The 21,277-nt window shown below is 62.9% G+C and carries 23 protein-coding genes; 12 read left to right on the top strand and 11 right to left on the bottom strand.

Annotated features, from left to right (window positions below):
- Positions 1-24 precede the first annotated feature (24 nt).
- Positions 25-1,545, bottom strand: coding sequence for a PucR family transcriptional regulator (locus R4P65_RS06510; RefSeq protein WP_223257826.1), 1,521 nt, complete (start codon positions 1,543-1,545; stop codon positions 25-27).
- A gap of 175 nt (positions 1,546-1,720) precedes the next feature.
- On the opposite strand from R4P65_RS06510, the gene R4P65_RS06505 reads away from it, so the two are divergent.
- Both R4P65_RS06505 and codB read left to right on the top strand, forming a co-directional pair.
- On the top strand, positions 1,721-2,185 hold the full coding sequence (locus tag R4P65_RS06505; RefSeq protein WP_003940577.1) for a nucleoside deaminase: 465 nt from the start codon (positions 1,721-1,723) through the stop codon (positions 2,183-2,185).
- Positions 2,182-3,513: a cytosine permease gene (codB, locus tag R4P65_RS06500; protein WP_259116596.1), complete on the top strand. Its 1,332-nt coding sequence runs from the start codon at positions 2,182-2,184 to the stop codon at positions 3,511-3,513. Before R4P65_RS06505 ends, codB begins: the two co-directional genes overlap by 4 nt.
- Before the next feature lie 94 nt (positions 3,514-3,607).
- Here codB and R4P65_RS06495 read toward each other — a convergent pair whose 3' ends face one another.
- Positions 3,608-4,453 carry a mechanosensitive ion channel family protein gene (locus R4P65_RS06495; protein ID WP_024487521.1) on the bottom strand — a complete coding sequence of 282 codons (846 nt, stop codon included), beginning with the start codon at positions 4,451-4,453 and terminating at the stop codon, positions 3,608-3,610.
- A gap of 86 nt (positions 4,454-4,539) precedes the next feature.
- Between R4P65_RS06495 and R4P65_RS06490 the strand changes: the two genes are divergently transcribed.
- The 4 genes from R4P65_RS06490 to R4P65_RS06475 all read left to right on the top strand — a co-directional run bounded on the left by R4P65_RS06490 (position 4,540) and on the right by R4P65_RS06475 (position 8,267).
- The gene (locus R4P65_RS06490; RefSeq protein WP_003939783.1) at positions 4,540-5,178 is read left to right on the top strand and encodes a DUF2461 domain-containing protein; all 639 of its coding nucleotides are present in this window, start codon (positions 4,540-4,542) and stop codon (positions 5,176-5,178) included.
- A 428-nt stretch (positions 5,179-5,606) separates the two neighbouring features.
- Positions 5,607-6,599 carry an ABC transporter substrate-binding protein gene (locus R4P65_RS06485; protein ID WP_317825875.1) on the top strand — a complete coding sequence of 331 codons (993 nt, stop codon included), beginning with the start codon at positions 5,607-5,609 and terminating at the stop codon, positions 6,597-6,599.
- Positions 6,600-6,682: 83 nt separating this feature from the next.
- Entirely contained in the window at positions 6,683-7,468 is a 786-nt protein-coding gene (locus R4P65_RS06480) for an alpha/beta hydrolase (RefSeq protein ID WP_317825874.1), read from the top strand.
- Between the two features lie 70 nt (positions 7,469-7,538).
- The gene (locus R4P65_RS06475; RefSeq protein WP_317825873.1) at positions 7,539-8,267 is read left to right on the top strand and encodes a Clp protease N-terminal domain-containing protein; all 729 of its coding nucleotides are present in this window, start codon (positions 7,539-7,541) and stop codon (positions 8,265-8,267) included.
- A gap of 69 nt (positions 8,268-8,336) precedes the next feature.
- On the opposite strand, the gene R4P65_RS06470 is transcribed toward R4P65_RS06475, so the two are convergent.
- Positions 8,337-8,540: a cold-shock protein gene (locus tag R4P65_RS06470; protein ID WP_003939930.1), complete on the bottom strand. Its 204-nt coding sequence runs from the start codon at positions 8,538-8,540 to the stop codon at positions 8,337-8,339.
- A 362-nt stretch (positions 8,541-8,902) separates the two neighbouring features.
- On the opposite strand from R4P65_RS06470, the gene R4P65_RS06465 reads away from it, so the two are divergent.
- Together R4P65_RS06465 and R4P65_RS06460 are read left to right on the top strand one after the other, a co-directional pair.
- A complete protein-coding gene (locus R4P65_RS06465; RefSeq protein WP_317825872.1) occupies positions 8,903-9,910 on the top strand; it encodes an ABC transporter substrate-binding protein in 1,008 nt (335 codons plus the stop codon).
- Positions 9,911-9,956: 46 nt separating this feature from the next.
- A complete protein-coding gene (locus R4P65_RS06460; protein WP_317825870.1) occupies positions 9,957-10,676 on the top strand; it encodes a dienelactone hydrolase family protein in 720 nt (239 codons plus the stop codon).
- Here the strand turns inward: R4P65_RS06460 and R4P65_RS06455 are convergent, their stop codons facing one another.
- On the bottom strand, positions 10,677-11,402 hold the full coding sequence (locus R4P65_RS06455; RefSeq protein ID WP_317825869.1) for an SDR family oxidoreductase: 726 nt from the start codon (positions 11,400-11,402) through the stop codon (positions 10,677-10,679).
- Positions 11,403-11,474: 72 nt separating this feature from the next.
- On the opposite strand from R4P65_RS06455, the gene R4P65_RS06450 reads away from it, so the two are divergent.
- Positions 11,475-12,014, top strand: a complete 540-nt coding sequence (locus R4P65_RS06450; RefSeq protein ID WP_317825868.1) for a MarR family winged helix-turn-helix transcriptional regulator — start codon at positions 11,475-11,477, stop codon at positions 12,012-12,014.
- Here the strand turns inward: R4P65_RS06450 and R4P65_RS06445 are convergent, their stop codons facing one another.
- From R4P65_RS06445 to pcaH, 6 genes are read right to left on the bottom strand one after another with little or no spacing between them, the layout of a single operon-like run.
- Positions 12,015-13,226 carry an acetyl-CoA C-acetyltransferase gene (locus R4P65_RS06445; RefSeq protein WP_317825867.1) on the bottom strand — a complete coding sequence of 404 codons (1,212 nt, stop codon included), beginning with the start codon at positions 13,224-13,226 and terminating at the stop codon, positions 12,015-12,017.
- Between the two features lie 24 nt (positions 13,227-13,250).
- Positions 13,251-14,075: an IclR family transcriptional regulator C-terminal domain-containing protein gene (locus R4P65_RS06440; protein ID WP_095972084.1), complete on the bottom strand. Its 825-nt coding sequence runs from the start codon at positions 14,073-14,075 to the stop codon at positions 13,251-13,253.
- Positions 14,072-15,253: a 3-oxoadipate enol-lactonase gene (pcaD, locus tag R4P65_RS06435; protein WP_317825866.1), complete on the bottom strand. Its 1,182-nt coding sequence runs from the start codon at positions 15,251-15,253 to the stop codon at positions 14,072-14,074. The genes R4P65_RS06440 and pcaD overlap by 4 nt, the downstream gene beginning before the upstream one ends.
- Positions 15,250-16,578 carry a 3-carboxy-cis,cis-muconate cycloisomerase gene (pcaB, locus tag R4P65_RS06430; protein ID WP_317825865.1) on the bottom strand — a complete coding sequence of 443 codons (1,329 nt, stop codon included), beginning with the start codon at positions 16,576-16,578 and terminating at the stop codon, positions 15,250-15,252. Before pcaB ends, pcaD begins: the two co-directional genes overlap by 4 nt.
- A gap of 11 nt (positions 16,579-16,589) precedes the next feature.
- Entirely contained in the window at positions 16,590-17,282 is a 693-nt protein-coding gene (gene pcaG, locus R4P65_RS06425) for a protocatechuate 3,4-dioxygenase subunit alpha (RefSeq protein WP_317825864.1), read from the bottom strand.
- Positions 17,275-17,994: a protocatechuate 3,4-dioxygenase subunit beta gene (gene pcaH / locus R4P65_RS06420; RefSeq protein WP_317825863.1), complete on the bottom strand. Its 720-nt coding sequence runs from the start codon at positions 17,992-17,994 to the stop codon at positions 17,275-17,277. Before pcaH ends, pcaG begins: the two co-directional genes overlap by 8 nt.
- Before the next feature lie 171 nt (positions 17,995-18,165).
- On the opposite strand from pcaH, the gene R4P65_RS06415 reads away from it, so the two are divergent.
- A complete protein-coding gene (locus R4P65_RS06415) occupies positions 18,166-18,912 on the top strand; it encodes a CoA transferase subunit A (protein ID WP_007730016.1) in 747 nt (248 codons plus the stop codon).
- Positions 18,909-19,556, top strand: coding sequence for a CoA transferase subunit B (locus R4P65_RS06410; RefSeq protein ID WP_007730017.1), 648 nt, complete (start codon positions 18,909-18,911; stop codon positions 19,554-19,556). Before R4P65_RS06415 ends, R4P65_RS06410 begins: the two co-directional genes overlap by 4 nt.
- 63 nt (positions 19,557-19,619) lie before the next feature.
- Here R4P65_RS06410 and R4P65_RS06405 read toward each other — a convergent pair whose 3' ends face one another.
- A complete protein-coding gene (locus R4P65_RS06405; protein WP_230815144.1) occupies positions 19,620-20,498 on the bottom strand; it encodes an AraC family transcriptional regulator in 879 nt (292 codons plus the stop codon).
- A 154-nt stretch (positions 20,499-20,652) separates the two neighbouring features.
- Between R4P65_RS06405 and R4P65_RS06400 the strand changes: the two genes are divergently transcribed.
- A complete protein-coding gene (locus R4P65_RS06400; protein WP_070795619.1) occupies positions 20,653-21,225 on the top strand; it encodes a peroxidase-related enzyme in 573 nt (190 codons plus the stop codon).
- The last annotated feature ends 52 nt before the right edge of the window (positions 21,226-21,277 follow it).

Here is a 21,277-nt window from a genome sequence, read left to right as displayed (position 1 = left end):
GTTCATCATCGCAGAGGTTGTCGCTCACCCGGGGAGACGCTCGAACGCAGCTTGTGGGTCAAGGCCGGTACGCATGCGCCATGCGGTCAGTGCAAGCCCGAGACACACCACCTGCGCCGGATCGTCGAGGGAAACTCCCATCAGCTTCTCGATACGAGTGAGCCGTGCATAGAGCGACTGGCGCCGAATGCCGAGGAAATCCGCGGTTCTCGCCTTGCCGCCCCGGTGTGCGAGGTACGCGTCGAGTGTCCGGACGAGATCGGCGGAATGTGCTGTGTCGTAAGCGATCAGCGAACCGAGTTGCTCCGTGACGAACGAGGACAAGGAAGCGGGTGTCGTGCCGGCGGCGAGCAGTCGTTGGACGCCGACGTCCCTCGCGAGGATCACTCCGGTCCGGGTGCCGAAACGCCGCGCGATCTGGACGACTTCGCGAGCTTGCGCGACCGCCGCCCCGACGCCCGACAGATCCTCGACCGGCGTCGCCACTCCGAGCGTGCGTACCGCGGAACCGCCCGGCCCGCGGCGTAGCAGCTCGTCGGCTTCGGTGAACGCAGTCCGCACTCGAGCGGGGGATGCGGACGCCCACCCATGCGCGAGCACGATGACGTGATTGGCCGCAGTCCCGACGACACAGGAGCCGAGCACGGCCCGCACGGCGTCGCGTACTTGGTCAGCGAGCTCTCGAACCGGCGTTTGCCGATCGATGTCGACAGCGGCGACGAGGACGTGGTGCCCCTCCGACAATGGCGTCCACCCGGCCGCTGTCAGTCGTTCGGACAAGTCGCCGTGCGATGTGAGCACACCGCCCACCACGTCGGTGATCACCGATTGGGCGAGTGACTGTCTTGGGCCGAGATCGCCGTGACGGCCGAGTTCCAGAGCCACTGCGACGGCGGCGCAGTTTGCGACGGCGGTTCGGCGTGTAGTTGCGGGCCCGCACAGGACAAGTCGACCGAGTGAGTTCGTCGGACCGCGTACGTCGTGGATCGTGCGTTCGGTCTCGGATCGCTCTGCGCCGGTTGTGCTGCGCTCGACGGTTCTGCCATCCGCGTCGAGGAGATCGACGCCGCACCCCGCGAGTCGTGACACCTTGTCGAGCAGCGCGGTCATACCCTGGCCTGCCACCACGAGACTCAGAAGTTCTTGCCAGACAGGCTCGCCCGCCTGTGCCGAACCGAGAGTGCGGCGGAGCATGAGGTCGTGAAAGTCTTCGACCATCCGCTCGAAGGGCACTACTGCGTGCAGGGCCAAGAACGCGAGCCCGCGTCGGCGCGATGCTTCGACGAGTTCGGGAGGGGCCGTGAGGAACGAGCGGCCGACCTCCATCGCGAGCGCGACGCATCCCGCGTCCGCCAACTGGTCGATGTAGGCGGTGAGCTGCTCGGGAGATCGCCCGTGCAGACCGAGGCCCGTGGTCAGGAGGACCTCACCTCCGGACAGCAGCCCACCCATCTCGTACACCTCGGACGAATGGACCCAGCGGACCACCGCGGTGTCGACGTCGCCCGCGAGCACCTCGATTGCGGCGGCCTTGAACGAGGGCATCGCAAGAACTTGTCGCAGAGTCGGGAGCATTTCTATATCGTCCGCCGAGGGGGCACTTCGTCATAGAGCTAGTTCTGCCGAACTGACAGGTTGTCCCTTGTCGGGCTGTTACCACCGTGGTCGGATTGTGACACGAGCCACAATCGACGATTTTGGTCAGACTCCAGGAGCGCACATGAACCACCCGGCACACACCGATGAGTATTTTCTCGGACTTGCGATCGAACAGGCGAAGATCGGTTGGGAGGAGGGCGGCGTGCCGATCGGCGCGGCGCTGATTCACCGCGGCGAGGTCCTCGCAGTCGGACGCAACCGCCGGGTTCAGATGAACAGCGCCATCCGTCATGGAGAGACCGACTGCATCGAGCGCGCCGGACGACTGCCGGCCTCGGTGTATCGCGAGTGTGTCCTCTACACGACTTTGTCACCGTGCTTCATGTGCGCCGGAACGGCGCGCCTGTACGAGATCCCTCGAATCGTGGTCGGCGAAAATCGTTCCTTCGAGGCGTCGGAAGAATGGTTGCGCAGCAGCGGAATTCAGGTCGACGTCGTCGATGACGCGGAGTGTGTGGCACTGATGGACCGCATGTTGGCCGAGCGCCCGAGCCTGTGGCTCGAAGACATCGGCGAAGTTGTATGAGCAGCGCCGTCGAACCTGCCACGGCCGCAAGCGATTCGGAGAGTGCGGGTCACCCCGTCGATCCGGACTATCCCGTTAGTCCGGTTCCGCTTCATGCACGAAAGCCGTTCTTCTCGCTCGCGGTGGTGTTGCTGGGGTTCACCATCTTCACGCCGACGATGTTGGCCGGAGCAGCGCTCGGTACCGCGTTCTCGTTCTGGAAACTGATGGTGGTGATCGCCGCCGGATCCGCCATCTTGGGGGTCTACGTCGCCATGATGGGGTTCGTCGGAGCCAGAACCGGGCTGACAACAGTTGTGATGGCGCGCTACAGTTTCGGCACTCGCGGGTCCAAGCTCGCTTCGATCCTGCTGGGCGGTACCCAGATCGGCTGGTACGGAGTCATCATCGGCACGATCGGCGATCTCACCGCGCAGGCATTGGGCTGGGATTCCTATCTCGCGCGGGCGTCGGTGATGATCGCGGCGAGCATCTTGATGTGCATCACCGCCTGCTACGGCTACCGCGGAATGTATTGGGTCTCGCTCGTCTCGACGCCCTTGATTCTGGCGTTGGCCTGCTGGGTCGTGTTCCGGTCCCTCGAGGAAGTCGGTGGATTCTCCGGCCTGGTCTCGGTTCAACCACAGACGACCATGACGATCGCGCTCGCAATCACCACTGTGGTCGGCACATTTGTATCGGCGGGAACGCAAGCGCCCAACTGGACCAGGTTTGCCCGTTCCGGATCACAAGCGGTGTGGGCCTGCGTTATCGGGTTCCTGCTCGGAAACGGATTGATGATCCTGTTCGGTGCCATCGGAGCCATCACGTTCCACGAGGGTGACTTCGTGCTGATTCTCTACAACCTCGGGCTTGTCGGCTGGGGTCTGGTCTTGCTGTTCGGAAACCTCTGGAAGAGCAACGCAGACACCGCATACGCCTTCGGGGTGGCCGGCGCCGAATTGTTCAGAAAGCCCCGCAAGACCCCGTTCGTCATCGGTGGGTGTGTGATCGGCACGGCGCTCGCCCTGACCGGTGTGCACAACCATCTTGTCGACTATCTGAGCCTGCTCGGAACGTTCATCCCGCCATTGGGCGGCGTGATCATCGCGGACTTCCTGTGCCGGTGGCGGCGCGGCATTCCCGAGGGATACACCCCGCAGCCGGTCCACTGGCGAAACCTCGCCGTCTATGCCGTCGCAGCGTTCCTCGCTTGGCTTTCCGGTGAGTTCGAGGTGGGAATCCCGCCGCTGATCGGAATCGTGGCAGCAATTGCTCTGACGATGTTCCTGCACAGGGTGTTTGGCAACAGCTCGGCAGATCGGGAGGTCTCGACCTCCACCGTCTGAATCGTGCTTCAGGCACCAGCGAGCCCCCGGTGGTTTCGACCCCGCCGGGGGCTCGCGTAATTGATGGAAAGGGCAGACGATTCCGTCTCAACCGTCAGCGTAGAACAGGCAGGTAAGGTGCCTCGATTCCCTGCTCTTCGAACGCAGTCAGCGCCGAGCGTGCAAATGCGCGCTGGACTGCCCACTGGCGCCCAGGCTTGACCTGCGCCGTCACTCGAATGGTAATTGCCTCGGCAGTAACCGAATTGACTCCCAGCATCTCCGGTTTGTCGATCATGTCCGCCCTGATCGGTTCGGACTCCGCCGCCTCGAGGACAGCTCGCGTCGCCACCTCGCACGCTTTGTGCACGTTCGCGTTGTGGGCGATCGGGAGATCGAGAACTGCAGTGGCGTAACCCTGACTCATGTTGCCCACTCGCAGGATTTCGCCATTGCGGCAGTACCACAAGGTGCCGTTGGCATCTCGAATCGTGGTGACACGCAGGCCCACTGTTTCGACGGTGCCGACCGCGTCACCGAGATCGACGACGTCGCCGACACCGTACTGATCCTCGAGCAACATGAAGATGCCGGAGAGGAAGTCACGCACCAGGTTTTGTGCACCGAAACCGATGGCAAGACCGATGACTCCGGCGGATGCGATGAACGGCGCGACGTTGATCCCGAGAATGCCGAGGATCTGCAGCACACACCAGACGAGGATGACGATGGACACCGTCGATTTGAGTACCGAACCGATGGTCCGGGCTCGCTGCGATCGGCGCTCGTTCACCTTGGCGTTCGGAGACTTGCGAGGCTTCGACATTCGATCGATCCCGCGGTGCAGTGCGAAGCGCAGAACGACTGCGAGCGCCACGTAGATCGCGATCTCGACGGGTCGGTGTATCAGCCAGTCTCGGTTGGTGTCGGTCAGTTCCCATGCTTGTATTTCGGAAATCATCCCCATGCATTCTACGGATTCCGGCCGATCCGGGCATCGTCGCAGGGCAGGCGGTCCAAAGCCGTACAGGCAGCTAGGCTTACGCCATGGCTGCGTTCACTGGCATACCCGTTGCTGCACTCGACTTCTACGAAGACCTGGAGGCTGACAACAGCAAGACCTGGTGGGCAGCGCACAAGGAGACGTACGACGAGGTGGTTCGTCGTCCGATGGCGTCGTTGACCGCGGCGTTGGAGGACGAATTCGGCACGGCCAAGCTCTTTCGGCCATATCGTGACGTTCGATTCTCGAAGGACAAGATCCCGTACAAGACGCACCAGGGAGCGTTCGTCGGTCTCGCCGAGAGCTGTGGCTACTACGTGCAGATCGACGCGGCAGGGTTGATGGTGGCCGGTGGTTTCTACGCCAGCAGTTCGGAGACCATCGCGCGTTATCGTGCGGCTGTCGACGACGACGTTCGAGGGCCGGAGCTCGAGAAGATCTTGGCCTCCGTCGAGAAGGCCGGATTCACGATCGGCGGCGACAAGCTCAAGACGGCACCTCGCGGATACACGGTCGACCACCCGCGGATCGAATTGCTGCGTCACAAGTCGCTGACTGCTGGTCGTAGTTACCCAAGCCCGTCGTGGCTGGACAGCGCCAGGACATTGAAGGAAGTTCGCACAGCGTGGCGCGCACTGACGCCCTTGGTCGAATGGTCCGGACAGGTGCTCGGACCGAACTGACTGTCCGACAGAAAAGTGTGACGTAGCCGTAGGAGAGTTCACCTCGAGTTCATCGAAACTCGAGACGCCTGGGGCTAGCGTGATGTGCGTAACCGAAAGTTTCGGCCCCGCTTCGAGTCGCAGCGCCGCAGTTCGAAGCCATTTTCTCTCGATCGACATCGTGAACAACCCGTGTCAGTGGAGACCATCATGGCTATGTTTCTCGCTCTCGTCCTGATCATCTCGGTCCTCGGAATCGTCGGCACCTACCTCGCGTTCAGTGCGGTCTACTTCGTCGAGATGCGCAAACTCGACAAGTAAGGGGTGCGAATTGGCCTGATTCGACTATTTCTGGGCCGATCGCGACGACCCTCCCTGCGTACGCTGTTAGGGCATCCTTATCCGCTCGCAACAGTGGATGATTCATTTCTTCTGGAGGTTCGACACGCATGCCCGCTCAATCCATGCTCTTGCTTCCCGAGGGCTACTCCGACAACCGCCTCGTTTCGGACCTCACACGTCGGCAGTTCGGCTTCGGTGCCGGGATCGCCGGACTGGGCGCGTTCCTGGCGGCCTGCGGTGACAGCGGGAGCAGTTCGGGTGAAACCGAAATGCGTTCTGTGACGACACCTCTCGGTACCTACGACATTCCCGTCAATCCGAAGAGGGTTGTCGCGATCGACTCGCGGCTCGATCTGGAACCTGCTGTAGCTCTGGAACTTCCGCTCGTCGGCTACACGTACGCCCAGGCGACACCGTGGGTACCCATCGATTCGTCGGTACCGTTCCTGTCGGAGATCCCCAACCGCGAGCAGATCTTGGCGCTCGAACCTGACCTGATAGTGTGCCTGAACTACGAGAGCGAGTGGTGGCCGGTCGCCGAGATGTCCACCATCGCACCGGTTCTGACGACCGAGTTCACCGATGATTGGCGTACCAACCTCTCGCGACTGTCGGGCTGGCTCGGTCGAACAGCCACCCTCGATCGATTGACGCTCGACTACGACAATCTGATTTCCGACATCCGTAGTCGTCATGCCGAGAAGATTGCGTCCAAGACAGTCGCCAGTGTCTCGTTCATGCCAGACACGAACACGCTGTACGTCACGAGCATCCGTACGTCCGAGAAGGGCGACAAGCCCAGCGACATGACGCTCGGCGACATCGGTGGCAAAACTGCGACCTCGGAGGGCCTCGATCCCGAGGGCGGCGTCAGCCTCGAAGGACTCGGTGTGCTGGCCGGCGTCGACGGCTTCATGATCACCGAAAACGAGGACAGTGCCGCGTACCAGGCATTGGTGGCGAGCAAGTTGTGGCAGCGACTCCCGGCAGTGCAGGCGGGCAACGTCACCAGTCTGGGTGGCTCCACGTTCTACGGTTCGATCTACACGATTTCGTACGTGGCACAGGGTTGGGATGCGCTCTACAACAAGATCAGCTGAAGCCTCTGCCGACTGGACCGATGAGTTTCGGTAGTGCGGGCGGTCTAATCAGGTAGGCATTGACCAGACCTGAGGAGATCGACGTGAAAACAGAGCAATCCCCAGAGGTAGTGCAATCCCGCGACGGTACGACCATCGCGTACGAACGCTCCGGTGCCGGACCAGCAGTAGTTCTGGTTGCCGGAGCGTTCTGCGATCGAGGATGGTTCGATTCTCTCGCTGGGGAGTTGGCGTCGGACTTCACGGTGTATTCGTACGACAGGCGCGGGCGCGGGGACAGCGGTGACAGCCACGCGTTCTCGATCGGCGACGAGGTGGAGGATTTGCGAGCAGTTGTCGCGGCCACCGGTGAAACACCGCTGATCTACGGATTGTCGTCGGGTGCGGCGCTGGCATTGGAAGCCGCTGCGCAGGCCGTTCCGATGCGTAAGCTCGCCGTCTACGAGGCGCCGTACATGGACGACGACCAGCAAGACGAAACCGTCCAAAGTGATCTGGAGCGGTTGATTGCGGCCGGCGACAGAGAAGGTGCTGTGACCCGTTTTCTGGACCTGACCGGCGCGTCTCCGGAGATGGTCGACGAGATCAAGCGCAGTACCGATTGGCCCGAAATGTGCGCCATCGCGCACACCTTGCCCTATGACGTCGCGGTGTGTGATCACGGCTGCGAGTCGCTCGACTGGCTGGCCTCGATTACCGTCCCCACGTTGGTCATGTACGGCGGTGACAGTGGTCGATGGGCACCTGCCTCAGCGATGCGTATCGCTGCAAAAGTCTCGGGGACAAAGACTTTGGAGATCCCCGGTCAGGGTCATGGCGTCGCCGACGACGCTATTGTCCCGGCTCTGCGTGAATTCTTTTCCGGCTGATCACTGGGCGGCGAAGACGATCGTCAACCTAGGGTTGACGTTTTCGATTGCGTCAACCTAGGGTTGACGCATGAGTAAGCCAGTGGAAATGACCAACAAGGTTCGACTCGACGACCTCATCGACGCGATCAAGAAGGTGCACACCGACGCGCTCGACCAGCTTTCCGACGCCGTGATCGCCGCTGACCATCTCGGTGAAGTTGCAGATCATCTGATCGGCCACTTCGTCGACCAGGCGCGCAGGTCGGGAGCGTCGTGGACGGAGATCGGCGCGAGCATGGGTGTCTCGAAGCAGGCTGCGCAGAAGCGTTTTGTTCCCAAGGCGTCGAGTGATCAGAAGCCGATGGATCCGAACGAAGGATTCAACCGATTCACTCCCCGGGCGAAGAACGTCGTCATGGCCTCGCAGAACGAAGCCCGCGCCGCAGGTAACGCAGAGATCCAGCCCGAGCACCTGCTCCTGGGGCTTGTCGAGGAGCCCGCCGGGTTGGCTGCGAAGGCGATAGTGGCGCAGGGGGTGGAGCTCGGATCCGTCCGAGCTGCAGTAGCCGGTGTACTACCGGCGCCGACTTCCGAACTACCAGAACTCATTCCGTACGACGCTCGTGCGCGCAAGGTCCTGGAACTGACGTTCCGTGAGGCTCTTCGCCTGGGCCACAACTACATCGGAACCGAGCACATCCTGCTCGCGCTGCTCGAACTCGAAGACGGATCAGGTGTTCTGGCTGATCTCGGAATCTCGAAGTCGGTTGCGGAGTCGAACATCGTGGGAGCTTTGGCCGTCATTCAGGGTCAGTGATTCAGGGGTGAATTTGATGCAGAAGAGGGCCGCACCCTTGCGGGTGCGGCCCTCTTCATGTGTCACTGATTAGACAGCGCGCACATTGGTGGCCTGAGGACCCTTCTGGCCCTGGCCAACCTCGAACTCCACACGCTGGTTCTCGTCGAGCGACTTGTAGCCGTTGCCCGAGATCTCAGAGTAATGAACGAACACGTCCGGTGTTCCGTCGTCGGGAGCGATGAAACCAAAGCCCTTTTCGCCGTTGAACCACTTCACGATGCCCTGTGCCATACAAACTCCCTACAAACTCGATCCGGGCCCTCACATCGAAGTCCCGATCTCGATGTGTCTATCCTCCCATGCCGCGCAAGTCGAACGGTGGGCGACATGCATAAGCGCGTTGTCAGGGGCCGACGAGGGGGGAGGGATAGCGATCTTCAACACTTGTCTGATCAATCCGTCGAAGGCCCGGACTAGCGGTTCGCATGCCGGCCTGCGGGCTGGACCAGCGAGAAAGCTGCCCAGCTGTGTTCTCGCGCTCCGATCGCTCGAACTCGACAGCGTAGGGACCCCATGGGAGCTGAGGGTGGGCTAACCTCTCATCTGCTGTGCCCTCGGCGCGCGCAGCAGACGCCGATAAGGAGAGTGCACACGTGTACGGAACGATTCGCGAATCACCGACGTCCGCTGAACTTGTGGACCAGCTCAGTCGCCGTGGGTTCTTCGGTGTAGGCGCGGCGGCAGCGGCCGCCATCCTTGCGGGTTGTTCGACGACTTCAGATGCCGCTGATGCCGGCGAACAACGCAAGGTGATCAATGCGCTCGGAACCACCACGATCTCGGGAAAGCCGGAAAGGATCGTTGTCGCCAGCGACTTCACGGATCTCGAATTCCTCCTGTCCCTCGGCGTGCACCCCGTCGCCTACGGCAATACGGGAGCGTGGGACCGCGGCGCTCTGCCGTGGCAGAGTACCGCTGGGATAGCTGATCTCGAAAGCTTCGGCACCACAGGCGAAATCAATCCGGAAATCATCGCGGGTTACTCGCCGGACCTCATCATCGGTATGAAGACTTATCTCGAACCTGCGGCTGAGAAGCTCAGGCAGATCGCGCCGGTCGTGGCGTTGGACTGGACCACGTCGTGGCGTGACGGCGTCGCCACGGTCGGCCAGGCGGCTTTTGTCGACGAGGCCGCTACTGCGGCGATCGCCCGGACCGATGCCCTGATCTCCGACACGGCAGCTTCACTCAACGGTCTGGGCGGCAAGGCCATCATGATCGGCTCAATGTACGGCGATCAGTTGTATGTGCAAGGGGATGCCAGTGCGCCCGGGGTTCTGCTGCGCGAACTCGGACTCAACTATCGCGGATACAACGCCGAGCAGATGGCTGCTCTGTCGATGGAGCAGGCCGAAGTACTCGCGCCCGCAGACATTCTGCTCAGCCTCGCATCTGATCCGGAGGCGACGGCGAGGTTGGAAGACTTCGCAGTTTTCCAGAACCTCCCCGCTGTGAAGGCTCGAGCTTACGCGCCGGTCGAACTACTGCTCTCGAATGCCTTCGTCGACAATTTCGGTCCACTGAGCGCGCCGTACGCCTTGCCGCAGCTCGCAGAGGCCTTGACCGGGCTTGCGGCGGGCCAGGGGAAACAGCTTCCCTGACCTCGCTTCCGAGCCTATGGACGCCGTGTCGGCCTAGCATCGAGACATGGTGGACATAGATCTGACGGGCCGCGCCGCAGTAGTCGGCGGATCACAACCGCTACGAGCCATACTTGAAACACCCACTACCCCCGCCCCGTGGCCGGGGGTAGTGATGATTCACGAGGCCTTCGGGCTCGAAGAGGTAATGCAGCGTCAAGCCAAGCGGCTGGCCGCTGCGGGGTTCTTGACGCTCGCCGTCGACCTCTACAGCGCGGGCGGGGCGAAGCGGTGCCTCGTGCCCACCATGACGTCGATGCTTCGAGGCCACGGCAAGGCGTTCACCGACATCGAAGTCGCTCGCAGTTGGTTGGTGGAATCTCCGGACTGCACGGGAAAGATCGGTGTCATCGGATTTTGTATGGGCGGCGGCTTCGCGATGGTCAGCGCCGGAGATTTCGATGCTGCATCGGTCAACTACGGTCAGCTTCCACGCAAACTCGATGAGGCCGTGGTGGATGCGTGCCCGATCGTCGGGAGTTTCGGAGGCAAGGACTTTTCGCTCCGGGGCGCAGCAGCGAAACTGGAGACGGCGCTCAACAATGCCGGTATCGAGAACGACGTCAAGGAGTACCCCACCGCCGGCCACGCGTTCCTCAACGACGCGGAGGCCGGACCCAAGGTGCTTCGTCCGTTGGAGCGCATCGTCGGAATCGGTCCCGATCCTGTTGCAGCGCAGGATGCCTGGAAGCGAATCGACTCGTTCTTCGAGCGCCACCTGGCATGATCAGCGACTGGTTCTCTCACCGCCGTTGACTGCCAGTACCTGGCCGGTGATCTGCCGGGCGCCAGGTGAGGCCAAGAAGTGGACGGCCGACGCGATGTCGTCCGGTGTTCCGGCGCGCTTGGTGCTGGTGGACTCGATCAGCATCGCGCGACGCTCGTCCGTCAGAAAGTCTCGGAAGAACTCGGTGTCAGCGATGTAGCCGGGGGAGACGACGTTCGCCGTGATGCCTTCGGGGCCCAGTTCGGCGGCCAGATCGATATTCCACGTCGCAACTGCGGCTTTGGCAGCGCCGTACGCTCCCGCGCCCTTGTCGGCGGCGATCGATCCGATGGTGATGACGGCACCGCCACTGGGGATTCGATCTCGAACTGCTGCTGTGGTCAACACCGCGGAGATGAGGTTGGAGTCCAGATTGGCACGCCACCCGGCGGCCAGGGATTCCAGATCTGACGGTGCTTCGCGGTCGAAGTCCGTGTTGCCACCGGCGCAGTGCACGACGGCGTCGATGGTTCCCGGAAGCGAATCCTGCAGCCGTTTCAGGTCTTTCGGGTCGGAGTTGTCACACGTCAAGGCGTGAACATCGGAACCCAACTCCTCCGCGGTCTTTTCGAGTGGTTCCGTGCGTCGGCCGGTGACAAAAACTGTGTCTCCGTCTCGGGCGAACGCTGCTGCAACTGCGCGCCCGATCCCTGTTCCGCCGCCGCTTACCAGAACTGTGCGTGTCATGCCTACCTCCGTGAGCTACGTTTAGACCTATACGAAGAACGTATCATTTAGAGCTAAATGAGGTGTGCAGTGGTGGGCGACTACAACCCGGACGACGCGGTGGACGCGGTTGCCTTGGCGTGGCTTCGCGAAAGGCCGGGCACGCCCGTAGAGGGTATCGGCATCGTGACCAGGCTGTGGATGTGCGCCAAGCTGCTCGGTGAGGACCGCCGACGGGTACTCGCCTCGGCCGGTGCGGACACCGCGACTCTGGACCTACTCAGTGTCCTGCGCCGGTCCGGCGAGCCGTATCAGTTGACGACTCGCCAGATCACCGAGCAGACCGGAGTCACGGCCGGTGCGATCTCGCAGCGACTCGCGCGCGCGGAGAACGCGGGTCTGGTGAAGAGGTCTCCCGCCGCGGAAGGGTCACGAATCGTGCTCGTGACCCTCACTGCCGCCGGTCACGAGCTGGTGGAGCAATTGGTGGACCGAGTCCTCGGCCGTGAAGCCGAACTCACGTCGATTCTCACCGAGCAGCAGCAGGCCGAACTGACCGAACTGTTGCGTGTCTTTCTCGACGGTCTACGCGGCGAACTCGGTGACCCCGGCGTCGCGCACGTCGGAGCTTGATCAGGACAGGCGCTCGAAGACCGCAGCCAAGCCCTGCCCGCCACCGATGCACATCGTCTCGAGGCCGTAACGCGCTTCGCGACGGTCCATCTCGCGCAACAGGGTAGCCAGGATTCGTGCACCCGTGGCACCGACCGGATGGCCGAGGGAGATGCCGGAGCCGTTGGGGTTGATGCGTGGGTCGTCGGCCTCGAGCTTCCAACTCTGCAGGACTGCAAGGGCTTGTGCCGCAAAGGCTTCGTTGAGTTCGATGACATCCATGTCCGCCAAGGTCAATCCGAGGCGGCCGAGTGCCTTCTCCGACGCCGGGACGGGACCGATGCCCATGGTGCGCGGGGGAACGCCCGCGACACTCCAACTTGCCAGGCGTGCGAGGGGGCGCAGTCCGAGGGCACGAGCTTTGTCGGCAGTAGTGACGATCGCCAGCGCTGCGCCGTCGTTCTGACCGCTGGCATTACCTGCCGTCACGGTGGAGTCGGGGTCGATCTTTGCGCGCATGGGACGAAGGCGTGCAAGCGATTCCATCGAGGTGTCGGCCCGCGGATGCTCGTCGGTGTCGACGATCAGGGCCTCACCCTTGCGCTGCGGAACGGATACCGGAACGATTTCCTCGGCGAAGACGCCGTTCTTCTGGGCGGCGACTGCACGCTGATGTGACTGCACCGCGAGTGCGTCCTGATCCTCTCGGCTGATGGAGAACTCGGCGCGCAGGTTCTCCGCCGTTTCGATCATTCCGCCGGGAACCGGGAAGTCGAGTCCACCGGCTGTGACGCGGGCACGAGCGAGACGATCGCTGAGCGCAACACCTTCACCCTTGACGCCCCAACGCATTCCGGTTGCGTAGAACTCGGCCTGGCTCATCGACTCGGCACCACCCGCGAGGACCAGGTCACTGCCACCGGACTGAACCTGCATGACGGCCTGGATGATTGCCTGCAATCCCGACCCGCACCGGCGATCCACCTGCATGCCGGGAACGTCGACACCCAGACCCGCGTTCAGCGCCGCGATGCGTCCGATCGCCGGAGCCTCACCGTTCGGCGAAGCCTGGCCGAGAATGACGTCATCGATCTCCGCGCCGGAAATGCCGGTACGCATGACGAGTTCGGTGATCAGCGTCGAGGCGAGATCCTCCGGTGCGACGTCACGGAATACGCCGCCGAAGCGGCCGACAGGGGTACGGAGGGGCTCACAGATGACAACGTCAGGCATTGGTTCTTCCTTGGGTATGCCCGGTCAGCGAGTAGCTGCCGAGTGATTGTTGGACGACTGAGTACGTCCGAGATCGACGGAGATGGCGTCCGCGGTGGCGACTGCGGCCGGAACCAGTTCACCGCGAACAGCTTCGGCGCTGTAGCGGGCGGCTTGGGTGGAGATGTTGACGGCCGCGACCACGTCACCGGTTGCGTCCCGGATCGGTGCGGCGAGCGAGCGCAGACCCTCTTCGAGTTCCTGGTCGACTATCGCGAACCCGTCGGCGCGAATCTTCTCGAGTTCGGCGCGCAGTCCGTCGGCGGTGGAGATGGTCTTGCCGGTCAGGCGGGCAAAGGACACCCGGGCGAGGTAGGCGTCCAGTGCGTCGTCCGGCAAGCCGGCGAGCAGAACCCTACCCATGGAAGTGGCGTACGCGGGAAAGCGCGTGCCGATGGTGATGGACACCGTCATGATGCGGCTGACCGGAACACGAGCCACGTACACGACGTCGTCACCGTCGAGGATCGACACGGACGTCGATTCACGGACCTTGGCGGACAAGGCTTCCAGATGCGGCCCGGCGATCTCGGGAAGGGACAGACTGGAGAGGTAGCTGTAGCCGAGTTCGAGGACACGCGGCGTCAACCAGAACACCGAACCGTCAGTACGTACGTATTCGAGTTCGACGAGTGTGAGCAGGAAGCGGCGAGCGGTCGCACGCGTGAGATCGGTGTGCCTGGCAACCTCGCTGAGGGTGCGACGCGGGTGCTCACCGTCGAAGGCCTTGATGACGGAAAGCCCACGGGCCAGCGACTGCACGTAGTCCGGGGACGGTCCGGGCGACTGCTCGCTGCTGTTCTCGCTCATGTTGTCTCGTTCTCCTCAGGTTCGGCCGAGAGGTCCGCGAGTGCTTGCTTTCCCAGCGCAAAAGCCAAGTTGCTGTTCGGCACACCCGCATAGACCGCGGTATGGAGAAATACTTCCACGAGTTCGTCGGGATCGATCCCGGCACGCAGTGCAGCGCGAATATGCATGTCGAGTTCGTGTTCGTTGCCGACGGCGGTGAGGATCGCGAGAGTGAGGAGCCGGCGAGTGTGGTGATCGAGGCCGGGGCGTGACCAGATGTCGCCCCACGCCGTGCGAGTGATGAAATCCTGGAACGGGGCCGTGAACTCGGTGGCACCGGTGATGGAACGGTCGACGTGGGCGTCACCGAGCACCTGACGTCGTACGGTCATGCCTGCCGACACCGCGGCGCTACGTTGGGCGAGCGCAGATGTGTGCGAGGCAATATGCGTTGCAAGTAGTTTGGTGACGCGCCCGGCCTGTTCGACGTTGGCCAGGTGCGCGCCGGGATCAACGACGTGCAGTACCGCATCGGCGATACCGTCGGAGATCGCGCTCAACGTCGTCGGAGGTGTCGACGGATCCTGCTCGCCCGCGACGAGGAGCGTCGGAGCGACGATGCGGGTCAGGTCGGCGCGGCCGTCCCACGCCGAAAGCGCCTCGCAGCAGGCGGCATAACCCTCGTCGGGTGTGGCTTCGACCATCGCGACGTGGCGGGCGACAAGTTCCGGATCGTTGTCGGCCAGTCCCGGCGTGAACCAGCGTCCGACGACGGCGGTCGCGATGGACGCGACACCGTCCGCACGGACAGCCTTGGCGCGATCGATCCACGGCTGAGCCGGGGCGAACTGCGAGGACGTGCACATCAAGGTCAACGTCTCGACGCGAGTGGGGTGATGCGCGGCGATCCACTGGCTGACAGCGCCGCCGAGGGAGAGCCCGACCAGATGGACGGACTCTAGTTCGAGCGAATCGAGGAGAGAGATGACATCGCCGGCGAGATCGGCAATGGAGTAGGGGCCCGCAGGCACCGGTGACTTGCCGTGGCCGCGATGGTCGACGGCGATGACGCGGTAGCGATTCGACAGCGCGTGAATCTGCGGCTGCCACATGGACAGATCGGATCCGAGTGAACCCAGGAGAACCACTGCGGGAGCATCTGGATTGCCGGTTTGTTGAAAGTTGAGCGCGACGCTCATCGAGATCCTCCTGTGGGGCGTTCGGCGAGGGCGCGGTCGACCAGATCGGTGGCGTGGCCCAGATAGTGTGCGGGGTCGAGTAGTTCGGCGATCTCCGCTTCGCTCAGGTGCTCGGCGATGGCGGGATCACGATCCAACCTGGTTCCGGAAGTGGCTGCCGCGGTGACGATGTCGCGCGCTCGATCAGTGTGTGCGGACAGGGCCTTGGTGACACGCTCGGCGAGAATCAGGCCACCGGTGATGTCGAGATTACGAGCCATCGACTCGGTGTGTACTTGCAGGCCGGTGAGGCTCACGGAAAGCTGGTGCGCTGCTCCGCCTGCCAGACGCAGGAGATCGGTGACGGTTTCCCACTCGGCGTGCCAGGGACCTGCGGCGCGAGCGAATTCGTGATCCATGTTCGACAGGGCTGTGGCCACCAGTGCGGGAGCACGTCGCGCTGCCGCGCGGGCGGTGATCGCGGCAACCGGATTCTGCTTGTGTGGCATGGCTGATGAGCCGCCCGGAGCGCTCTCGGCAACCTCGGACAGCTCGGTGGACGCCATGACGGTGATGTCGGTGGCGGGCTTGGAAACGGCGCCGGCGACGATACCGAGTGTGGTCGCGAGTTCTGCGATGGTCACGCGGTCGGTGTGCCAGGGAGTGACCTGCCTGGCCAGACCGAGTTCGTCGGCCAGCGCGTCCGCGATCCTGAGCCCGTCGGGATACAACGCAGCGAGTGTTCCTGCGGCTCCGCCGAATTGAACCGGCAACGTGGACAGCACGATTTCGAGACGAATCGCTGCGGCGTCGAGTGCGGTGAACCAACTCGATGCCAGTAGCCCGAAGGTGGTCGGAAGTGCTTGTTGTCCCAGGGTTCTCGCGACCATCGGAGTAGAGCGATGGATGCGGGCGAGGTGGGCGGCGGAATCGGCGGCGCGGGTCAGGTCGGCCAGAACCACCGCGCCCGCGCGTCGCGTCAACAGCATCAGCGCACAATCCATGATGTCCTGACTGGTGGCGCCCGGGTGCACCACGGAGGCAGGCACACCTCCCTGTCCCACCCTTTCGCGCAGCATCTTCACCAGCGGAATGACGGGATTTCCGCCGGCGGCCGACGCGCGGCCGAGCGCCACGATGTCCAGGCTGCCCGGTTGTGAGAGTTCAGCTGCGGCGGTCGCCACCGCGGCGCAATGTTCCCCGTCGGCCAACCCGACGGTGGCCATCGCACAACTCAGTGCGGCTTCCACGTCGAGCAGCGCGGTGACCCACGCCTGGTCGGACAGGTGCTCCGATACTCGGGTGGCCCCGAACACCGGGTCGAACAGTGCGCCGCGAGTGGGCATGTGTACTCCTCTTACAGCTCGAAGAAGGGCGTCTCGGCGCCGTTCGCGTCCTCGTCCTGAACATAGACCGTCCAGGAGTACCCACCGTCGACCTTGGTTGCAACCAACTTCGCGCGTTCGGTTTCGCTCAGTGAGGACAGCACCGGATCTGTTGCGTGTGCGTCGGTGTCCTCGGGGAAGTACAAGCGGGTGACCAGGCGGTCGAGCATGCCGCGAGCGAAGACCGACACGTTGACGTGTGGGGCCTCGTCCGCATCCGTTTCAGTGGGCTGCGCTCCGGGCTTGACGGTGTAGACCAGTGCGGTGCCGGTGGAATCTGCTGCGCTGCGGGCGAATCCGCGAAAACCCGCCGGAGTGAGGTCCACTGCGCCGCGGGGATCGTCCGGATGGTTGAAGCGCCCGAGCGTATCGGCCTGCCATGTTTCGATCATCGCGTCGGCGACGGGTGTACGGGCGCCGTCGATCACCGTGATGGCCAGCGTGATTCGTCCGGGGGTATCGCTCGGGGCAGCGTCAGGGCCGTCCGTCCAGGGGAGGCCGATGTGCCAGTACGGTCCGACGGTCTGAGAGGGCGTGACACCGAAGGGGGCGGTGGTGAAGTCGCCGGGGACGACGGGGTAACGCGGGGCGAGCGAAGCGACGGGGGATGTGGCCGGGGCGAGCGAAGCGACGGGGGATGTGGCCGGGGTGAGCTTTTCAGTCATCGTGGTCTTCCTCGTTCTCGAATACGGAGGCATTACGGCCGCGCAGGACGATGTCGAAGCGGAACCCGAGAGCCCAGTTGGGGACTGTGGCGTCGTAGTCGAAGACGCTGACCATGCGATGGCGGGCCTCTTCGGGCACTGAGTTGTAGATCGGGTCCTGGAAGAACATCGGATCGTCGGGGAAGTACATCTGCGTCACGAGGCGCTGCGTGAAGGCCGTGCCGAACAGCGAGAAATGGATGTGTGCCGGTCGCCATGCGTTGTCGTGGTTCATCCACGGGTAGGCGCCCGGCTTGATCGTGGTGAAGCTGTAGTGGCCGTTCGCGTCGGTGACGCAGCGACCGAGCCCGTTGAAGAACGGGTCCAACGGGGCGGGCCAGTTGTCGCCGGTGTGGCGGTAGCGTCCGCCTGCGTTGGCCTGCCAGACCTCGAGCAGTGTGTGGGGGACCGGTTTTCCGTCGCCGTCGAGTACGCGGCCGTGGACAACTATGCGCTGTCCCTGTGCTTCGCCGCCGTTGGCAACGGTCAGGTCGTTTTCGCCGGCGCCGACGCGATCTTCGCCGAATACCGGCCCGGTGAGCTCCGTGAGCCGCTGGGGGAGCAGCTTCAGCGGTTGCTTCGGGTGGCGAAGGGAAGTCGTCTTGTAGTCCGCGAAATCGGCCGGGGCGTTGACGCCAGTCGGCCGCTGGTACCTCGGCGGTAGATGCAGCATAGGGAACCTCGTCGTTCGGTTACGTGAAGTTGTTCGCAATGTGTACATGTGTTGCGCTCTGCGAACAGGATAGGTCGTAGATGTGACCCAGGCAATGCCGGGGGTGGAAAATGTTCGTGATGCGGACGGGGGTTCACAATACGTACGCGTCGCGCTACTGTGATCGACATGATGGACAAAGTCATTCCCACTGCTGCCGAGGCCGTCGCCGACGTGCCGGACGGCGTCACGATCGCTGTCGGAGGTTTCGGGCTCGTCGGAGTGCCGGAGATCCTCATCGATGCGCTCCTCGAGCAGGGCGCGACATCACTGGAAACGGTGAGCAATAACTGCGGAACCGACGGGTTCGGGCTCGGAGTACTCCTGGAGAAGGGGCGGATCCGCCGTACTGTCAGCTCGTACGTCGGCTCCAACAAGGAGTTCGCGCGTCAGTACCTTTCCGGTGAGCTGGAAGTAGAACTCACGCCCCAGGGCACGCTCGCCGAGCGCATGCGCGCCGGGGGAGCGGGCATCCCCGCGTTCTTCACCCCGGCCGGCGTCGGCACCCAGGTCGCCGACGGCGGTCTGCCATTGCGCTACGACGGCAACGGCGGTATCGCAGTTGCCAGTCCGCCCAAGGAAACTCGTGACTTCGACGGCGTCACCTACGTGATGGAGCGCGGCATCGTTGCCGACTACGCACTGGTCCATGCCTGGAAGGGCGACCGGCACGGCAACCTCGTCTATCGCGCGAGTACCCAGAACTTCAATCCGGCTGCAGCAACGTCGGGACGCATCACCATTGCGCAGGTCGAGCACCTCGTCGAGCCGGGTGAGCTCGACCCCGCCGAGATCCACACGCCTGGCATTCACGTTCAGCGCGTTGTCCACGTCGGCCCCGTGACGGTCGGCATCGAGAATCGGACGGTACGAGCATGACTTCTGTACTACCCACCAAACTCACCCGCGAAGAGATGGCGGCCCGCGTCGCGCGCGAACTCGAGGACGGGCAGTACGTGAACCTCGGCATCGGTATGCCGACGCTGGTTCCGAACTACCTCCCGACCGACATCACCGTTGTATTGCACTCGGAGAACGGCGTTCTGGGCGTGGGGCCGTACCCCACCGAGGACGAACTCGATCCCGAGCTGATCAATGCGGGCAAGGAGACCATCACCGTTCTCCCCGGTGCGTCGTTCTTCGACTCCTCCGCGTCGTTCGGCATGATCCGCGGCGGCCAGGTCGACGTTGCCGTGCTCGGTGCCATGCAGGTCAGTGCCACCGGAGACCTCGCGAACTGGATGATCCCCGGCCACATGGTCAAAGGCATGGGCGGCGCGATGGATCTGGTCCACGGCGCAAAGCGCGTCATCGTGATGATGGAGCACGTCTCGAAGAAGGGTGAGCACAAGATCGTCGAGGAGTGCTCGCTTCCGCTGACCGGTAAGGGCTGCGTCCAGCGAATCATCACCGACATGGCCGTGATCGACGTGACTGACGACGGTCTCCGCCTGGTGGAGACGGCGCCGGGTATCAGCGTCGAGGACGTGGTTGCTGCCACCGGAGCGAAACTGATTCTTTGACAGTCTGTTTCATCTGATGGCTCAGCCGCCGGGTCGTGACTTCCATCCGACCTGGCGGCTGTTTTACGCCCCGACGTCGTTCAGCTCGCTCTCGACCGGAATCCAGAGCTCGAACCGTGCGACGGTGAAATCGTCGTTGTATTCGGTACGCATGATCTCGGGACCAGGTACGGAGCGAAAAGGGTTGGCCGGGAACCATTCCGTGTAGATATCTCGCCACAAATACTGCACAGATTCGATTGCCGACCCGTCGGCGGTGAACACGGCCCACGAGTGTGCGTCGACCGTCAGTACATCGAAACCAGTGGGTGAAGGTTTGCCGGTGACCACTCCCAGGTAGTAATCCAGCTCTGTGCCTTCGGTTCTGGGATGCGCCACATTGTCGACGACACTGACGATTCCCGCCGGTTCCTGATCGGACAGCTCGCGCAACCCTCGCAACGCAACCTTGTCCACGGAGCGGGTGAAATCTTCGATCGCAGAATTGGGACCTTCGTGAACCAGTGGAACCCGGGTCTTGAACCCGACTACCGTCAGGGCAGGTTTGTCCACAAGCATGTAGTCCATCGGTGTGGCTCCTTCTAGTGTCACGTGAATGACAAGTTTCTGTTGTGATTTGAGAACGGCGGGAGCGCGTTTGACGGCGCCAGGGCTCACGCCGTGAAATGCGGTGAACGCTCGTGTGAAGGCTTCCGCGGACGAGTAGCCGTACTTCACGGCGGTCTCCAACACTCCTGATCTGCTGACGGACAACTCGGCACCGGCCAGGGTGAGTCGACGTCGACGGATGTATTCGGATACGGGAATGCCGGCCAGGGCCGAGAACATCCTCCGAAAATGATATTCCGAGGTGGTTGCCAGCCTTGCCATCTCGGCTGTGTCGATCTCGCAGCTCAGATTGCTTTCGATGTAGTCGAGCGCGCGGTTCAGTCCGTCGATCATCGTGTCTTCCTGTTCACGGGTTTCACGCTACGCAGATCACTTGGGCCGTACCCGACTATCCGTGCCCGAAAAAGTAGGGCAGGAAATGCATCTGGACAACTCAGTTAATCATCATTATCTTGAATCGAACATCGATCGTTGACCAGGAGGCACAGTGAGCACCCGTTTTCCGCAGGCTGAATTGACCGAGGTGCCCGAGGACATCGCCGCCAAGATTCTCGAGATCCAGGAGAAGTCGGGGTTCGTGCCCAACGTCTTCCTGATGTTCGCTCGGCGCCCAGCCGAGTTCCGGGCATTCTTCGCGTACCACGACGCGATCATGCTCAAGGAAGATTCCGCGCTCACCAAGGGTGATCGAGAAATGATCGTCACTACGATCTCTGCGGCCAACAAATGTACGTACTGCGTTGTCGCGCACGGCGCGATTTTGCGTATCTACGAGAAGAAGCCGCTGGTTGCCGACCAGGTTGCGGTCAACTATCGCACCGCAGAGATCTCCGATCGACAGCGCGCGATGCTCGACTTCGCCACCAAGGTGAACTCTGCCTCACACGAAATCGCCGACGCAGACTTCGATGCTCTCCGTGAGCACGGCTTCGGTGACGAGGACGCGTGGGACATCGCCGCGATCACTGCATTCTTCGGGCTGAGCAATCGCATGGCGAGCTTCTCCGGCATGCTGCCCAACCCGGAGTTCTACCTGATGGGGCGCGTTCCGCGGTCCTGATTCCTGCGTCTCGAACATAAGCTTTCAATTTTTCGGACCGACCGGTCGTAAC

Source organism: Rhodococcus sp. IEGM 1318 (assembly GCF_033142465.1).
Classification (GTDB): domain Bacteria; phylum Actinomycetota; class Actinomycetes; order Mycobacteriales; family Mycobacteriaceae; genus Rhodococcus_F; species Rhodococcus_F qingshengii_B.
This window is presented reverse-complemented; position numbering and strand designations above follow the sequence as displayed.

Bases quoted from the DNA above. Each gene is read 5' to 3' on its own strand.
- R4P65_RS06445 (WP_317825867.1), bottom strand. From the start codon at position 13,226: ATGCCTGACGTTGTCATCTGTGAGCCCCTCCGTACCCCTGTCGGCCGC.
- R4P65_RS06405 (WP_230815144.1), bottom strand. From the start codon at position 20,498: ATGATCGACGGACTGAACCGCGCGCTCGACTACATCGAAAGCAATCTG.
- R4P65_RS06460 (WP_317825870.1), top strand. From the start codon at position 9,957: ATGGTGGACATAGATCTGACGGGCCGCGCCGCAGTAGTCGGCGGATCA.
- R4P65_RS06505 (WP_003940577.1), top strand. From the start codon at position 1,721: ATGAACCACCCGGCACACACCGATGAGTATTTTCTCGGACTTGCGATC.
- R4P65_RS06410 (WP_007730017.1), top strand. From the start codon at position 18,909: ATGACTTCTGTACTACCCACCAAACTCACCCGCGAAGAGATGGCGGCC.
- R4P65_RS06495 (WP_024487521.1), bottom strand. From the start codon at position 4,453: ATGATTTCCGAAATACAAGCATGGGAACTGACCGACACCAACCGAGAC.
- R4P65_RS06440 (WP_095972084.1), bottom strand. From the start codon at position 14,075: ATGAGCGAGAACAGCAGCGAGCAGTCGCCCGGACCGTCCCCGGACTAC.
- pcaH (WP_317825863.1), bottom strand. From the start codon at position 17,994: ATGCTGCATCTACCGCCGAGGTACCAGCGGCCGACTGGCGTCAACGCC.
- R4P65_RS06475 (WP_317825873.1), top strand. From the start codon at position 7,539: ATGAGTAAGCCAGTGGAAATGACCAACAAGGTTCGACTCGACGACCTC.
- R4P65_RS06485 (WP_317825875.1), top strand. From the start codon at position 5,607: ATGCCCGCTCAATCCATGCTCTTGCTTCCCGAGGGCTACTCCGACAAC.
- R4P65_RS06490 (WP_003939783.1), top strand. From the start codon at position 4,540: ATGGCTGCGTTCACTGGCATACCCGTTGCTGCACTCGACTTCTACGAA.
- pcaD (WP_317825866.1), bottom strand. From the start codon at position 15,253: ATGAGCGTCGCGCTCAACTTTCAACAAACCGGCAATCCAGATGCTCCC.
- R4P65_RS06455 (WP_317825869.1), bottom strand. From the start codon at position 11,402: ATGACACGCACAGTTCTGGTAAGCGGCGGCGGAACAGGGATCGGGCGC.
- R4P65_RS06415 (WP_007730016.1), top strand. From the start codon at position 18,166: ATGGACAAAGTCATTCCCACTGCTGCCGAGGCCGTCGCCGACGTGCCG.
- pcaB (WP_317825865.1), bottom strand. From the start codon at position 16,578: ATGCCCACTCGCGGCGCACTGTTCGACCCGGTGTTCGGGGCCACCCGA.
- R4P65_RS06510 (WP_223257826.1), bottom strand. From the start codon at position 1,545: ATGCCCTCGTTCAAGGCCGCCGCAATCGAGGTGCTCGCGGGCGACGTC.
- codB (WP_259116596.1), top strand. From the start codon at position 2,182: ATGAGCAGCGCCGTCGAACCTGCCACGGCCGCAAGCGATTCGGAGAGT.
- R4P65_RS06470 (WP_003939930.1), bottom strand. From the start codon at position 8,540: ATGGCACAGGGCATCGTGAAGTGGTTCAACGGCGAAAAGGGCTTTGGT.
- pcaG (WP_317825864.1), bottom strand. From the start codon at position 17,282: ATGACTGAAAAGCTCACCCCGGCCACATCCCCCGTCGCTTCGCTCGCC.